The sequence below is a fragment of the Tardiphaga sp. GW822-FHT04G09 genome (assembly GCF_058800725.1).
On record NZ_JBXAMO010000040.1, the window covers coordinates 1 to 13,573 of the forward strand.

Consider the following 13,573-nt stretch of genomic DNA (forward strand, 5'->3'; position numbering starts at 1 on the left):
AACCATCGCTCCGATCAGCGATAATCCCATCGTCGGGTTGCCCGCAGTGGCAAACTGACCAGCCCGGCCTAGGTCGGCAATCGTGGTGGCCATCAAGAAGCTACACCACGCGTTGGGACACGATCTTGGCTCGCCGGGAAGGCGAAGGCCTTTCCCGAACCACGCCAATGGATATCCATTGCTCGTCCCACCGAGATTCAACCTCCGCGGACTCGATTTTTGTTCTCTTTATGTTCTAGTCAGGTATGAGCGACCGACCCGCAAGTTTTCGCATGTTCACCGAGCGACAGATGGAAAAGCTGGCCTCGAAGCCGAGCCGCCCGCCTGAGCCTGGGACCCCGACACCCGGCCCGGCCGACGACCTACCGGAGGCGTATTGGGATTCCGTCATTCGGGATCCCCGGGGTCAGATCCGTACCGGCGTTCCCATCCAGCAGCGACGCCTCTCGGAAATTCCTCGGCACGTCCTGCGAGTGGCCTGCCGGCGCTGTGACCGGATCGTGGAAATTCACACGGTTGATGCAGTGCGTCTCTACGGGGCACATGCGATCTGGAAAGATGTCGGCATGAAGTTGCTCGACAACGGCTGCCGGGAACGCACAGGACGCCTCGAAGAGGACGGCTGCTGGCCGTCATTTGAGACAACCTAACGTTTTTGATTTTTCATTTTTGACCGTCACGCTTGGACGCCCATATGGCTCCGAAATACCATCCCACGCCCCTGTCTGGCGGCGACCGCAAGGCTCTCAATAAAGAGCTGACGAAGGCGCGTGGCGTAACGCTGATGCTGGCGCGCCAGTCGGACGAGTTGCGCGCCAAGGGTGAGGCGCTGATCCGGGAAGCGGACAAGCTGTCCTGCGAAAGCTGGAACGAACGCATATGGGCGGACGGCGAGCCGATCGACCCATCACCGACCGTGGACCAGGCGCTGAATGGCGGCTTTCCGTGGCTCGCGATTGAATGTTCACGGTGCCGGGCCAGGCGCGACGTCAGCCTGGCGGAGCTACCGCTCGTTGACACGACATGCATTCACAACCTCGCGACCCGCCTACGCTGCAAGCGATGCGCGAAAGGCGGCAAGCGTCCCCTCGCGACGCTGCTGCAGTTGGCTCCGGGGCAACGGCACGAGCCGGAGGGGCCGTAATGCCGGAGCTTACACGACGACGCGCCGATGATCGTCTGGAGACATGGGAAATCTGGTACGGCGACGTGCGTTGGCACCATCGCTCAGCAAGACTGGGATCCGAACCCGGAGAGGTCGGGTATCTGGAAATGGTCTTGCGGCTTCTACCCGCTCCATCGCGACGAATGCTTCAGAGGCGAAGCACGGGCGTTTGACACAGCCCGCGCCGGCTTCGATGCCGCATGGAAGCTGTTGCTGCCGAGGCGCACCGAGGCGGAGTTCGAAGCCTGCCGCCGAGAGAAACAGTGGACCGCCAATAAATACTCGCTTTGGGATGTCGGCTATACCCAGCAAATCCGGCGCGGCGCGATCGACTGCCCGTGCGGCGAAACATTCAACCCACGATTCCACGATCAGACGATGGCGCATATAACGCACATCACCGGGCGTAGGCCGGGGACATAAGCGACATGACCGCGGTATGTGCAATCTCGCCATCCGCTAAAAATGGCGGGATGCAAGTAGACAGTCGGCTAGCATTCTTTTGTCTCGTGTCTTTCGCTATTTTGATAGCGGGCATCATGGTGGAGAAATATTGGGATTGTCGCCTCAGGACCAAGCTATCCCAAAATGAGTGCTTGTTCACGCCAGCTCCGTATACCGCGCCCTAGAGGCCGCCCACTCAGGCGGCATACTTCGCATCTTCTTTTAAGATTTCCGTCAATGAGACGGGAGGACAGCCACACGCCCGAGTAATGCAACCAGCTCCGCCTGCCGCCGTGTCTGTGTCTTGACGAACAGGGAGGCCAGATGCGAGCGGATTGTCGTCCGGCTCAACCGTCGGGCGCGAGCAATATCAAGCAAATTATGGCCGCGCGCCAATTCAACTGCAAGCTGAGTCTCCGCAGCTGTGAAGCCGAACAAGCGCTGCAGCGCCTCGGGCGTCGGCTCTGGATGAGCGTCGAGATCGAGCAGAATGATGGTGCTGGTCTCATCCGTCCAAACATTGACCATCTGGCTTACAAGGCTGGTGACGCCCTCCTTAAAGGAAGTCGCGAGCCATGATGTCGAGCCAACGGGAATTTGAGCTCCCGCGCGGTTCACCAGCTGCTTGACGGCGCTGTAGAGTGTTTCAGGGCTGGTGGTGAGGTTGCATTCGCGTTCCAATATCGCACGTCCGATTGCACTCACGTCAAGCACACAGCCACGCTTGAGCAGAACTTGCCCGCAGCCAATACGCGCCAAAACGGCGTGTAGAACGTCACGTCGTTCGTCAAGGACGGGCTTCTTGCCCGGATCAGCGTCTGGCCAGATAGCGGGAGCACGATTGGAAATGTTGAAGATGGAATCCCTGCAGGGATGAAGCGATACAGTTGCGGCAGGCAATGCTGCACTCTGGTTCAAATTCGACATGTCGTCATTACCTTCGCCCACTACTTCAATCGAATGACAAGGATTGACCGGAGGGAAAGCATTCCAACTTCGATGAGCCGAGTAAATGTTCAAATTGGGGTAATCCGACCATTCCCCGAAGCCTCGCAATCTAGTGCTCCGACTGACACAGAAGAAATAGGAAGAGCGATGCTTGGCTCCCTTCTGCGGTAACCGTCGGCTAGAAGGCTCCTGACACTCGTACCCCATTGTGGCTACCCCCTGTGACGAGCACCGAAGTCGGCGCAACGCCTGCGGACGGCGGGTTGCCGGGAACTCAACCGATATCTTGAGAGTTTTAACGAAGCTCTGAACCTCGCTGCGTGACGGCTTTAGTACGAGTATCGGCCATGCGACGCATTCGAACGCCCTGTCCCAATTGCGGAGCCACCTCTTACTGGATCAGATGCTCTCGTCCTGACAACGGCCTCGTTACGCATACCTACGAGTGCCCGAAGTGTAGCTTCATCCATGCCGCTGTTGAGCCAGATCCTGCGATCCAAGCCGCGGGCTGGTTGAACGGCGAACTGCGACCGCCGGAGACATAATGGTGGTGAGGCGCCTGCTGGCGAAACCGTGGGACACCGAGGATGTCTCCAGACTGAAAGAGCTGGCCAACAGCGGAGCATCCGTCCTACGTGCCGCGCAGCGCTCGGCCGGCCTGCTAAATCGGTTAAAGGAAAGCCAACGACCTTGGCATTTCATTAGCTGGCGCTCGCCCACTGAAAGCGGAGCTGCGCGTCAGGCGCGCGACCGAGGACCGGCGGCGAAGTTAGCGGTTCAATCATCAGGGCGAACTTTTGTCCTTATAGACCGGCACCCTGGCCACCTCATATCCGTCCTCGCGGACGACCGAAACGAAGCGTTGCGGGCCGTTGTGAGCTGGCGCTATCTCCGCGATATTCGAGGCGATCTCCCGCGCGTGTGCGATCGCCGCCTTGTCCGTCGCAAAATCAGTGCCGCTACCATCTGGAAGCTCGGCGCCATCTATCACATTGAAGAAATACCGTGCGGTCACTGGGATTCCTTTTCCCGCCGCACGCCCTTGAACTTCTTGGGGACCGTCGTTTACCTGGCAGTCTTTTTCTTCGCGGCAGCAGCTTTCTTCGGTGCTGACTTCTTTGCCTTCTTGATGGCCATGAACTCACCGGACGTCTTATCCCGCTTCGTCCAGGTCGATGCGCCGCCCATCGTCGTCTTGGTCTGGCTGCGTTTTTTCACTGCGCCCTTGCGCGCATTGTCACCCGTCGGCTTGTTCGTTGCCATCTCGGTCTCCCTAATATCGCACCGCTAAAGGCGAAAACTCGACTCAAACCAGTAGGTTCCGGAACGAATCAGTCGGGCTCGCTTTGAGTCGCTGTTCAGTAGCGCACCGAGTTGGAGTTCTCGTCATGGCCCCGCGCGCCAATTGGAAAGGGTTCCTGCGCCTTTCCCTCGTCACCTGCCCGGTCGCGCTGTATCCCGCCACCTCGGATTCCGAGAAAATCAGCTTCAACCAGATCAACCGCAATACCGGCCATCGCATCCGGTATTTGAAGGTTGACGCGGACACCGGCGAAGAGGTCGCCAGCGAAGACATCATGAAAGGCTACGCCGTCGACAAGGACACCTACATCGAGGTGTCCAAAGACGAACTCGAAAACATCGCGCTCGAGTCCACCCGCACCATCGAGATCGACGAGTTCGTCCCGAAGTCCGACATCGACCAGCGCTATGCCATCCGGCCCTATTATCTCGTTCCGGATGGCAAGGTCGGTCACGACGCCTACGCCGTCATCCGCGAGACCATCCGCAGCATGGACATGGTCGCGATCGGCCGCCTCGTGTTGACCAGCCGCGAGCACATCATCGCGCTTGAGCCGCTGAAGAACGGCCTGATGGGCACCCTGCTCCGTTATCCCTACGAGGTGCGCGGTGAGGACGAATATTTCCACGACATCCAGGACGTGAAGGTGACGAAGGATATGCTCGACCTCGCGCAGCACATCGTGCAGCAGAAGACGGCCGAATTTGATCCGAGCAAGTTCGACGACCGCTATGAATCAGCTCTTGTCGAACTGATCAACCGGAAGCGCACCGGCGCGACCATCAAGCCGCACGGCAAGCCGCGTCCCGGCACAAATGTGGTGGATCTGATGACCGCCCTGCAACAGAGCCTCAGGGGCGGCTCTGCCGCGCCAACGGAGAAGGCAAAGAAGCGAGCGAAGCGTGCTGCTGGCCAGACGGAGATGTTGCTGCCGATCAGTGGGAAACGCGCGGCAGCGAAGGAGGACGCCAAGGCGACACCAGCGCGCGCTAAAACCACGAGCACAAAAAGGAAGGCCGGGTGATGTCTCACAGATGGACGCCTTCCATTGTGCCGCACGGTTATGACGAGACCGTCTATCTGGTGGTGGACTGCGGTGAACACGGTTGCGTGTGGCGAGAAGCCGACGTCGCCAGCACTACTGACCGCCCAATACTCTGACCCGCTCTGCGTTGTCGCCTTCAACAGCAGTGAAAACTGGTCGCGAGACGTCACCGCCGACGTTGCCATGGAAATCAAACGCCGCTGCGACCTGGCAAATGACGATGTCCCGCCGTGGCTTGAGGATTTCGTCCACCGCCATGTCAGACTGGAAGTTCAGTTGCCGCTGAGGTTGGGCTGATGCCGTGGTCAACGCCATTCCCTTCGCCGATTGTATTGCCGGACGGCGGCCAAATCGTCACACTTCGCGATGCAGGCGCTTACATCATGAAACTCCCGAAAGCGCAGCACGATAGCGCGCCATGGCAATCCGCCATGCACGTCTTGATCCAGGCGGCAGACCACGGCGGCCCCATCGAGTTCGCGCGCCTCGGCATGCTGCAAGCGCTCTTCCCGAAAGGAACGCCAGTCTATCACTCGGTCGATAAGGAGCCGAAGTGGCGCAACCGGTTGGCGAGATATCGGTGATGCGCGACATTGAGATCATCAATAAGGCCGTGGAAGACGCTCAGACTTTTCTGCGCGATTAGATCGAGCCCGGCCGCGACGTGATCCGCATATGACCCACTGGACCGCGATGATGTAGTCGCGGCGCAAGAGCGATTGCGCCGGGGCTATGGTCAACTTCGCGTCATCAAGTGAACACAGCACCATTTTAGACAATTCGTCGCCGATCGATTGCCTCGGGGCGGCGGGTAGTGGCCTGTTGAAACGCTCGACAAGCTTTTACCGCCCCGCCCGAGATACCTGCCCGAGAGACTATCATTCGAACACATGAAGACGTCGCCTACGCATAGTGGTTAGCACCTTCGGTCGTTCAGCTCTGGAGACGCCTCCTCATGCCCAACATAGACGCGGACAGCGAGAGCTATCGCGCGAGCCACCAGGCGGCGGATATCGTTGCCGACTATGTCAACACTTTCGAAGTGGGCTATTGCGCGGCGTTGTGGCGGACAATCGAACGGCCCTTGCTCGAAAACATTCTGCGCGCGCTTGGAGGGCCGGAGCGAACAAGCCTCGATTTCGCCTGCGGAACCGGACGCATTGCCAAGGTCGCAGCCTTGTTCTTCGGCTCGGTGGTCGGAGTCGATGTGTCGGAAGCCATGCTCTTGGCAGCGTCAGTCCCCGACAACGTGACACTGCTATGCATCGATATTACGAACGCCCCTGGCCAACAGATATTCGACGTCGCCACCGCGTTTCGGTTTTTCCTGAATGCAGAGGACGCACTTAGGCGCGACGCCTTGCGGGCGATCTATCGGCACCTCCGCAAGGACGGCGTGTTGGTGTGCAATATCCAACTGAATGCAACGTCGCCGATCGGGGTGCTCAGTCGTATCCTGAACCGGGCATATCCGGGAAAGCCTCGAAACACCCTGACTTTGGATCAGTTTTCAAGAGTGCTGTCTGATGAGGGATTTGAGGTAGTTGAGAGCACATATTACGGCTATCTCCCCCGACCGGGCCGTTTCTTTCCGCGCCTCTGTGAGGTGCTGATCGAACCATTCGAAAAGGTATGCCGGAGCCTCAAGGTCCCGGGATTTCTCGCGGAGAATTTTCTTGTTGTGTCGCGAAAGGCCTAGACCGAAGGCCCACCTGGATTCGCGGCTCCAGCCCATAATTTCTTAATCAGACTCTCCCTCCCGTCCGATTGCAATGGCGGTTAAGTCCACCACTTTGTTGTCTTGCTGTTCGTTGCAGCTCACGGGGCGTAACTGAAAGGTATTTCGCGCACATTATTTTTCCGCCCCTCTTTACGTCCGATTTGATCGGTGCAGAATAAGATCAGGTGTGTAGGGAGGAAGCGATGAAAGAGCTTCTACGCGCGCGGGCCATGGAGAGCATGTGCCGACAACGCGCCTCGTTCTTTCCTGGGGAAAGCTGGAAGTTTCTGGCTGAGGCGGAAATGTGGAAGCATCGGGCGCTTGATTTAATCAGAGATCATCACGTTGACTGCAACCAGCCCACACTCCGACAACAGGCGGGCTCGGAGACTTCCACTAGAAGCGACGTCCCTATCACTAACTAGCTTCCTTTTCGAGAGAACGGGGTTGTTGCGTTGCTGGAGCTGTATCGAGCCGCAACTCGCCCAGTCCGGCTATGAACATCTCAACGGCTACTGAGAAGCTGCGCTGAAAATCTAGGGAATGGTTCGGTGACGACATTTCATTTACGACGAAGCCTCGCACTAAGCTTCGCACTATGAGCACACCGGTAATTGCCTCATCATCATGGATCCCGCATGAAGCAAAAACCGCGAGGACTGTGCCGGCGAGAGCCTGACCAGAAATTTCCCACTCTGGAGAGGTCACATCTAAGCTGCGAAATGACGCAGCAGCCAAGCCTGGATTAGACAGAGCAAATCCTCGCATCGCGTGTGCCATCGCACGCAACGCCGCAGTCCCAGACAATTGGCTCACCGACATTTCTATTCGGCTTTGGAGCCCGAGGTAGCCTTTGATCGTAAGTGCAGTGCGCAATTCCGGCAGACTGTCGACCTTGCCTAGGTAAGGTTCCATCTCTGAGATGAGATCAGACGCAATATGTTTATCCCAGCGGCTTGCAAGAGGACGGAGCACTTGCTCCACATCAGCCAGGGAAAACGCAGCTGCACGGCGAATTGGTCAAAACACGATACGCCTTCCTTGCCGGCGCCCATGTAGAAGCACCGTGCATTATTCCACTGATTGTCAGGATATCAGCTATCAACCTGCGCCGGCGACGAAGGTTCCAAGACGCGCCGATGGCCGAAAGAAAAGCCGCCCAGGCACGACACCAGACGGGTAGCCGTCTCCGACCCGGTACTGGCTGGCGATGCGGGATTCCTCCTTGGTCACGGTGAAGTTGATCGAGACGACGCCCTCGAGGAAGTTCTGGGCAGACGCGGGCGCGACGAAGAGAGCGCACAGCAAAGCTGCCGCGAGAAAGCGGGTCATAGTTTTTCCTTCAAATGTGATGCAAGATGGTCGCGCTGAGGGTGGTCTGAACCTCCCACCTCAGTCTAGCCGGGCGCTCATGGATTCGGTTGAGCGTCGGGCCGTTTCATTTGCCTGCGGGCTCAGGAACGAATCCGAATGTTTTGTATTTTTCTGGCGGCCGGCAGCTGGGCCCCCTTTGCACCGTCGGCCGGGCTCGGCGGTCTACCCTGTCCCCCAACTCGAGCCGCCGAGCCTCCTGTCATTTTACCGAGTAGCTTATGTCCCGCGTGCCGCCCGGTTCGTAATGCATGATGAGGGATGCTCGGCCATTGAGCCTTGCTTTAGGTTGTGGATGCCCTCCGCAAGTCCTCCGGTTGGAACATGACGTCATCGTCCCCGTTCTACCGACATGTCCGACGACGACGATCCCGTGCCCGAGATCGCGGCTGAGCCCGTTCAGGTGCCAGAAACCAATCGTTTATGGCGGCTGACACCTGCCATGAACCTGTTCGAGAAGAGCAGACAGATCGCGATTGTCCCTGCCGAGACCGAGGACGATGCTCGCACTATAGCGACGACAGCTGATCCAAGGGGGAGGAATTGGCACGATCCGCTTGTTTTCACTGCGGACTGCACCGAGACATCAGAGCGGCACGTCGTTGGCGACGTGATCTTTCGATCGGCGCCGCAGCAGCCTCCTTCAAAATCGAAACGAAGCAAGAAAGCCTGACCATGCCTAAGACTGAGAGCGCCCTCGAAATGCGGGCCGCCGACTTACTGATGGAAGCCCAAGCCATAGCACCCTCCCCAGAACACGGTTACATGCGCCTGCTACACAGCCACCATGCAGTGGACTACGCGCTTGCTTGGCGGAACACCGCAAATTCTCAGGAAAGAATACGAAAGAGCGGATCACCACTGTCGAGAGTGTGCTCGACGGCCTTAGCGATGAATGTCCCGCGTGCTGATGCCAAGTTCAAAATCAGCAGTCGTTACCGGAAGCCTTCGCCCCCTCGGCCTGCTGCGCCGCAGTCGGCCTCCCTTGCATTTGCTTCTGCGCATCTTCAGACGAAACAGGAGCGTTACCGGCCTGCTGGTTCATGGCGCTCGTCGGCGGGTGCTGACTAGGGTTGGGATTCGTACCGACCGTCATGCCGGTGTTTCCGGGAGTCGGACCCGAGCCTGCGTCGCGCAGTTCTGTCGTCTTCTCGGTGTTGCACGGCCCCGCTTGCGCCGCAGCACTGCCCAGTCCAAGCACGGTGGCACACACGATGACAACTTGGTGAGTCATTTTCATCTGCCTCTCCTTTGGATAGCGGCTCGCGGTCCCTTTTCGTGGAGGCGAGCCCGCACAACAACCGGACCGAGGACGCTAAGGTTCCGTCGAGATTCAGATCACAATGGCCCTCGCCTCAGTCATGATGATCTAGAAACGAAGATCGCCTGCCGCGGACATCTCCGACACATCATGCCAACCGCCAGCAGCCCGATGCCAAGCGATCGTTGCCAGCACCGCCTGAGCGATCGTCGTAGCAATCCCGCGGTCTGGCACCCACATGACGTCCTCCACCTCGATCGGCACAGAGGACGTCGCTGAAAGCGCTGGATCGCTGTGCGCCATCGTCCTGTCGCTGATCCTGTTCTGCTTGTTGCTCAGTTGCCGGCCGTGCTCCGTGAAGCCGATGCCGTCGATCCAGACCGTGCCGGGCTGGCTGATCGGCGATCACCGATCGCTGCGTCATGAAGTTCGGCGGATGCGCCCTCTCCGCCTTTTCCTCGATCTCCTGGATCTCAGCATCCCTTCCGCCGAACTGCTTCAGGATCGCAGCCACTGACCGGTCAATGCTGTGCATCGTCCCGACATCGCGATGCTCTCGTTCAGCCACCCGCCAGATCGGCTCGTCGTGGGCCCATGAGACGAGCCGGCGCACGCCACCATTGTTGTTGCCGAGGCAAAGCAGCCAGTCAGCGACAATCTCAGCTTGGGCGATCTCTCGCGCCGTCGGAATGAACCAGACGGTCGTCTCCGTATAGCCATAAGCAGCGCGGCATCATTGATCGACGGGTCTCGACCCGCCCTGATTCTGAAATCTCCTCTCGGAGTCGCCGAGCGCACCGCGGACCATAATCGGGCGCTTGATCACCGCCTTGAGTGCGGCAGCGATCCGATCAGTCATGTCAAAACTCCAAGCGGAACGATCCCTAACGGCGGCTGTTCTTTGGGAGAGACCGCGGGAGTGAATTGATGAAAGTGACACTGTCGAAGGAAGAGCTTGAGCGCGAAGCTCTCGTTGAAATACGGGCTCACGCCGGATGCGAGTCCGTGAATGCCGTCGACGTCGAGTACTCCGACCTGCGGGCCGATACGAACTGGACCATGTTTGCCTTCTCTGAAGGCGACCCGGAGGCGCTTCACCGCGCTGTGCAAGCAACGCTGGAGAAACTTCGGCACCGATATGAATTGAGAGCCCCGGACTGATCCCGTCCAGGACGTCAGATTCCCACTTCTCCAGCGGGAACTAAGCCGGGATTCGCCTGTTTTATGGTCTCATCGACCAAGGCTGCATCTTGAACAAGACCAACCGTTTGACCTTCCTACGTCGCCAAATGCCCAAGTCTCCGAGCGCGCTCGAATGAGCGACGATCAAAGCCTCATCAAAGCCCGTTACTGCAGATCAATCCTGAAGGTCGTCGCGATCAGCACCGACCAGGAAGCGCGCATTCTGCTGAACAGCCTAGCTACCGAGCAACCAACGCCGAATACGTCTGCTCCAATGGCTGAGGCCGAACGGGCCGCTTTGGCTGCGATCCGCGAACTTGCCGGGTATCAGCACGGCCGAAGCGTCCCCCAAAGCTCCGGCGAGTGGATGCGGGCCGCGCGCGCAATCCAGTTGTGGCTGAACGCCTACGATCAATAGACATCGCGGCTCGACCGTTGACATTTACGCGCCTCCTCCCCCACTGCCTCGCCTCACTGCCCCTGACACCCGCGGCTTAGACTCTCCATGGGGAGTGCAAGATGATTGACGCGTGGCCGCGAGCGATGGCGTTTGCGAACACGGATTACGAAGCAAATGCCTCGCGGCGCCTGGATAGGACAATCGTCGACGATGGATACGTCCCTGCCGTGGTGAAAAGAACGGTCAGTTCGACACAGCGCCACTGAAACGACCTCGCGCAGCTTCTCCAATGTAATATCCGACAGACCGATCGACCTCGCGTGCCCGGCCAATTAGATGCGCAGCTCAACTGCAAGTCATTCATGCAGCGCACCACAACCGTTCCAAGCATATTCCGCAATCGACAGCGCACAAGACGTGCCGATTACAAAAAAGTCGATTTGAGAGTCAGAAAGCGAACGGAAGATTCGACGTTGGTCAGCCATATCTAGTCCAGCAAGGGCGAGGCGGTACCCGCGACAGCTCTGGGCCATGATGGAGGTTGCTCGGGTGTCCGATGCAGATCCGATTTCGCTGGAAGGGATGAAAACCTGTGAATGATAACAATGCGAAAGTCGAAGTTAATGAAAAGCTTGGTTATGACCTGTCGCTTTCCACTATACCGGAAATATTCCGTGGGCTCGCTGAGCAGGGCGCCGTGCGGGCGATCGGCAACTGCGAGATGCTGAAAGCTGTCACGGGGGAGATAGCCGACATCCTCCATGAGACCTATTCAACTAACGCGAGGGGTGCTGCGGACTACGGGATCAAGTTCATTGAGATCTCGGGCGCCAACACCGGCGCCGCCTTTGAATTTCTTGCCACCCTCATGGGCACGAAGTCCCTGTCGGAAATCGTACAGAAATCAACCGCGCGGACCTGCAAGATCTTCGCAGCCGCGTCCGCGCAGAACAGGGACCTTTGGGAGCTCGCTCAGCAAGTTGCAACTGAGGCGGGGGACCCTATCAAGAAGCGCTTCCCCCGGGTCCTGCAGAAAATATCCTGAATCTTAAATGCCTCGGGCATCGGCCTGAACAAGCGCCTCACAGAGGTGCAGCTCGGCCGATGGCGAACTGTCTACGATACTCAAAGCGAACAGGGAGGATCAAGATGGGCCTCGTGATGATCAAATGCCCACAGACAGGACGCGCGATTCCAACAGGTCTAAAAGCGGATCCGGATAGGTTTCGGTGCAGTGCGGTGTTCTTCGCGCGCACCTACTGCTCAATCTGTCAAGCCAATCATGAATGGTTCGCCAAGGAAGCCTGGGTGCACGAGCAGAGCTAGATGGGGCGATGACGTACCTGGCCGTTGATCAGTGACGGGAAATGCATCACGGAATTGGATCAATGGTCTCTTGGCCGCGGGCTTATGGTCCCGTGGGTCCGCTCTCGCGCTTCCCCACCCTTAGCCGAAAGCTCTCGCGCGAGAGGAATTGGGTGCACCGGCGCGGGGCGAATGTGAGGTTTCATTCCCTTAGGCGAAACAATACGATCGATTCTACGGCGCATGACCTCGTAGCACTCGCACGCTGCAGCTTCCAGCCGAGGTCTGTCAATCTCAATCAAGCCCCGCTGGTTAGTTCGGATAGCGCCCGATGTGCGGAGCTTGTGCACGACATGCGTCACGGTCGTTCGACGAACGCCGAGCAGCTCCGAAAGTGCCTCTTGCGTTAGTGGCAGGAATTCTTCGCCGACCCGATCATGGATGTGGAGCAACCACCGAGCCAAGCGGGCTTCGACCGAGTGCAGCGCATTGCAAGCTGCAACATGCTGAAATTGCGTTAAGAGCACCTTGGTGTAGATTGCGACTGCGGCTGTGATACCGCCACTGCGGCGAAGGGCGTCCCGAAATCGACTTGGAGAAATTTGCAGAGAGGTGCCGGCAACGCGCACAACCGCCGTCATCGGAGAGCGGAAAGATCCCAGCGCGGACAAAAGGCCCACGGCTCCCTCGTTCCCGATAACGGCTGTTGCGACCGTTTGTCCGTTCGGCATATCCATTAAGAATGCGATCATCCCGCCCAGGGGAAAATAGATCTGTTCAATCTGCTCACCCGACCTAATCAGCACCGTGTCGCGTTCAAGCGTTACCTTCCGGATGTGAGGAGCCAGCAAATCAAAATCTGTCGTGGGCAATGCAGCTAGCAGTCGATTGCCTACCTTAGTAGCTTCCATCATGGGAAGCTCCTTCCCTCGACGGACACATCGGTACCCTAAAGTGCAAAATTGAACTCACCGCGTCGGTTAAGGTTCCAACAGCTAGCTGTGGCGACAGACCGCTGGATGCCACACCAACGACCTCGCAGAGTCGGTCGCCCTTACGTTTTCCGGATTGGAGAAATCACTGCAACGATTGACAGGCTGGCGCCCCAAAACTTGCAGGCGGCTCGTCCTAGTCCGAACTACCAACCGGCCATTGCCGCGGAATGTCAGGCCTTTAGGCCTTTAAGCCTACGCGAACTCGGGTACGGCCGGTGCTCAGGATTAGGCGTCACAATCGGTTACGACTGAGGCTAACCGCGCGCGGGCTTGAGCGCAATTCGCGCCTGGGAAGATCGTGTCCCAACGCGTGGTGTAGCTTCTTGATGGCCACCACGATTGCCGACCTAGGCCGGACTGGTCAGTTTGCCACTGCGGGCAACCCGACGATGGGATTATCGCTGATCGGAGCGATGGTTTCCAGTGTCATGTAG

At 58.3% G+C, this 13,573-nt stretch carries 20 protein-coding genes; 11 read left to right on the forward strand and 9 right to left on the reverse strand.

The genetic code is table 11. The features are described 5' to 3' along the window. The first annotated feature begins 245 nt into the window (after positions 1-245). The 3 genes from AC1RLZ_RS30880 to AC1RLZ_RS30890 are packed head-to-tail and all read left to right on the forward strand — an operon-like array spanning position 246 to position 1,588. On the forward strand, positions 246-650 hold the full coding sequence (locus tag AC1RLZ_RS30880; protein ID WP_493191767.1) for a hypothetical protein: 405 nt from the start codon (positions 246-248) through the stop codon (positions 648-650). A 44-nt stretch (positions 651-694) separates the two neighbouring features. Further along, entirely contained in the window at positions 695-1,144 is a 450-nt protein-coding gene (locus tag AC1RLZ_RS30885) for a hypothetical protein (RefSeq protein WP_493191768.1), read from the forward strand. A gap of 27 nt (positions 1,145-1,171) precedes the next feature. Beyond that, positions 1,172-1,588 (forward strand): hypothetical protein, encoded by a 417-nt coding sequence (locus AC1RLZ_RS30890; RefSeq protein WP_493191769.1) that lies wholly within the window; start codon positions 1,172-1,174, stop codon positions 1,586-1,588. Between the two features lie 255 nt (positions 1,589-1,843). On the opposite strand, the gene AC1RLZ_RS30895 is transcribed toward AC1RLZ_RS30890, so the two are convergent. The 3 genes from AC1RLZ_RS30895 to AC1RLZ_RS30905 all read right to left on the reverse strand — a co-directional run bounded on the left by AC1RLZ_RS30895 (position 1,844) and on the right by AC1RLZ_RS30905 (position 3,820). Beyond that, positions 1,844-2,629 (reverse strand): helix-turn-helix transcriptional regulator, encoded by a 786-nt coding sequence (locus tag AC1RLZ_RS30895; RefSeq protein ID WP_493191770.1) that lies wholly within the window; start codon positions 2,627-2,629, stop codon positions 1,844-1,846. Between the two features lie 712 nt (positions 2,630-3,341). Then, positions 3,342-3,572, reverse strand: coding sequence for a DUF6894 family protein (locus AC1RLZ_RS30900; protein WP_493191771.1), 231 nt, complete (start codon positions 3,570-3,572; stop codon positions 3,342-3,344). Between the two features lie 50 nt (positions 3,573-3,622). Beyond that, positions 3,623-3,820, reverse strand: coding sequence for a hypothetical protein (locus tag AC1RLZ_RS30905; protein WP_493191772.1), 198 nt, complete (start codon positions 3,818-3,820; stop codon positions 3,623-3,625). 125 nt (positions 3,821-3,945) lie between these two features. On the opposite strand from AC1RLZ_RS30905, the gene ku reads away from it, so the two are divergent. Beyond that, positions 3,946-4,884 carry a non-homologous end joining protein Ku gene (gene ku, locus AC1RLZ_RS30910; RefSeq protein WP_493191773.1) on the forward strand — a complete coding sequence of 313 codons (939 nt, stop codon included), beginning with the start codon at positions 3,946-3,948 and terminating at the stop codon, positions 4,882-4,884. Between the two features lie 114 nt (positions 4,885-4,998). Here the strand turns inward: ku and AC1RLZ_RS30915 are convergent, their stop codons facing one another. Then, on the reverse strand, positions 4,999-5,220 hold the full coding sequence (locus tag AC1RLZ_RS30915) for a hypothetical protein (RefSeq protein WP_493191774.1): 222 nt from the start codon (positions 5,218-5,220) through the stop codon (positions 4,999-5,001). Between the two features lie 68 nt (positions 5,221-5,288). Here AC1RLZ_RS30915 and AC1RLZ_RS30920 point away from each other — a divergent pair, with 68 nt between their 5' ends. Both AC1RLZ_RS30920 and AC1RLZ_RS30925 read left to right on the forward strand, forming a co-directional pair. Then, positions 5,289-5,489 (forward strand): hypothetical protein, encoded by a 201-nt coding sequence (locus AC1RLZ_RS30920; protein WP_493191775.1) that lies wholly within the window; start codon positions 5,289-5,291, stop codon positions 5,487-5,489. 371 nt (positions 5,490-5,860) lie between these two features. Continuing rightward, positions 5,861-6,604 (forward strand): class I SAM-dependent methyltransferase, encoded by a 744-nt coding sequence (locus AC1RLZ_RS30925; RefSeq protein ID WP_493191776.1) that lies wholly within the window; start codon positions 5,861-5,863, stop codon positions 6,602-6,604. Between the two features lie 438 nt (positions 6,605-7,042). Here AC1RLZ_RS30925 and AC1RLZ_RS30930 read toward each other — a convergent pair whose 3' ends face one another. Further along, the gene (locus AC1RLZ_RS30930; protein ID WP_493191777.1) at positions 7,043-7,600 is read right to left on the reverse strand and encodes a TetR-like C-terminal domain-containing protein; all 558 of its coding nucleotides are present in this window, start codon (positions 7,598-7,600) and stop codon (positions 7,043-7,045) included. A gap of 126 nt (positions 7,601-7,726) precedes the next feature. Beyond that, on the reverse strand, positions 7,727-7,957 hold the full coding sequence (locus tag AC1RLZ_RS30935; protein ID WP_493191778.1) for a hypothetical protein: 231 nt from the start codon (positions 7,955-7,957) through the stop codon (positions 7,727-7,729). Between the two features lie 391 nt (positions 7,958-8,348). Between AC1RLZ_RS30935 and AC1RLZ_RS30940 the strand changes: the two genes are divergently transcribed. Further along, entirely contained in the window at positions 8,349-8,669 is a 321-nt protein-coding gene (locus AC1RLZ_RS30940; protein ID WP_493191779.1) for a hypothetical protein, read from the forward strand. 252 nt (positions 8,670-8,921) lie between these two features. Here the strand turns inward: AC1RLZ_RS30940 and AC1RLZ_RS30945 are convergent, their stop codons facing one another. Next, the gene (locus AC1RLZ_RS30945) at positions 8,922-9,236 is read right to left on the reverse strand and encodes a hypothetical protein (RefSeq protein ID WP_493191780.1); all 315 of its coding nucleotides are present in this window, start codon (positions 9,234-9,236) and stop codon (positions 8,922-8,924) included. Positions 9,237-9,495: 259 nt separating this feature from the next. Between AC1RLZ_RS30945 and AC1RLZ_RS30950 the strand changes: the two genes are divergently transcribed. The 3 genes from AC1RLZ_RS30950 (at position 9,496) to AC1RLZ_RS30960 (ending at position 10,857) form a co-directional block, all read left to right on the forward strand. Then, positions 9,496-9,774, forward strand: coding sequence for a hypothetical protein (locus AC1RLZ_RS30950; protein ID WP_493191781.1), 279 nt, complete (start codon positions 9,496-9,498; stop codon positions 9,772-9,774). 410 nt (positions 9,775-10,184) lie between these two features. Continuing rightward, positions 10,185-10,418 (forward strand): hypothetical protein, encoded by a 234-nt coding sequence (locus AC1RLZ_RS30955; protein ID WP_493191782.1) that lies wholly within the window; start codon positions 10,185-10,187, stop codon positions 10,416-10,418. A 154-nt stretch (positions 10,419-10,572) separates the two neighbouring features. Next, a complete protein-coding gene (locus AC1RLZ_RS30960) occupies positions 10,573-10,857 on the forward strand; it encodes a hypothetical protein (protein WP_493191783.1) in 285 nt (94 codons plus the stop codon). Between the two features lie 338 nt (positions 10,858-11,195). Here the strand turns inward: AC1RLZ_RS30960 and AC1RLZ_RS30965 are convergent, their stop codons facing one another. After that, entirely contained in the window at positions 11,196-11,324 is a 129-nt protein-coding gene (locus tag AC1RLZ_RS30965) for a hypothetical protein (RefSeq protein ID WP_493191784.1), read from the reverse strand. 107 nt (positions 11,325-11,431) lie between these two features. On the opposite strand from AC1RLZ_RS30965, the gene AC1RLZ_RS30970 reads away from it, so the two are divergent. Continuing rightward, positions 11,432-11,884, forward strand: coding sequence for a phasin family protein (locus tag AC1RLZ_RS30970; protein ID WP_493191785.1), 453 nt, complete (start codon positions 11,432-11,434; stop codon positions 11,882-11,884). Between the two features lie 340 nt (positions 11,885-12,224). Here the strand turns inward: AC1RLZ_RS30970 and AC1RLZ_RS30975 are convergent, their stop codons facing one another. Beyond that, positions 12,225-13,058, reverse strand: a complete 834-nt coding sequence (locus AC1RLZ_RS30975) for a Crp/Fnr family transcriptional regulator (RefSeq protein ID WP_493191786.1) — start codon at positions 13,056-13,058, stop codon at positions 12,225-12,227. Positions 13,059-13,573 lie beyond the last annotated feature (515 nt).